Origin of the sequence: Streptomyces sp. 4F14 (assembly GCF_048159485.1) — a bacterium.
GTDB lineage: Bacteria > Actinomycetota > Actinomycetes > Streptomycetales > Streptomycetaceae > Streptomyces.
The window spans coordinates 1-440 of the sequence record NZ_JBLRVY010000137.1 but is presented as its reverse complement, the minus strand read 5'-3'; the positions used below and the strand labels follow the sequence as shown (position 1 = coordinate 440).

Below are 440 nucleotides of genomic sequence, written 5' to 3'. Positions count from 1 at the left end.
GCCAGGGGTGAGGGGCATCCGGATCTGGTCGGGCCTGCCCTGGTGTCTTCGGTGGGGGAGACGGTGTGGTTGTTCAGTGGGCAGGGGAGTCAGTCGGTCGGGATGGGTGCCGGGTTGTATGAGCGGTTCCCGGTCTTTGCGGAGGCGTTCGATGAGGTGTGTGAGCTGCTGGGGGGTGAGTTGAAGGAGGTTGTTTTCTGTGGGCCTGGGGAGCGGTTGGATCGTACGGAGTGGGCTCAGACCGGGTTGTTCGCGTTGCAGGTGGCTCTGGCGCGGTTGTGGGAGTCGGTGGGGGTGAGGCCGGATGTGGTGATCGGGCATTCGGTGGGGGAGATCGCGGCTGCGTATGTGGCGGGGGTGTTCGATCTTGCGGATGCGTGCCGGGTTGTGGGTGCTCGGGCTCGTTTGATGGGTGCTCTGCCTGAGGGTGGGGTGATGTG

1 protein-coding gene is annotated in these 440 nt (G+C 65.0%); it reads left to right on the top strand.

Annotated elements, in window-relative coordinates; all coding sequences use genetic code 11:
• Window positions 1–440 (top strand): acyltransferase domain-containing protein (locus ACLZOT_RS50005; protein WP_416975986.1); only part of this gene is annotated, 440 nt, incomplete at both ends.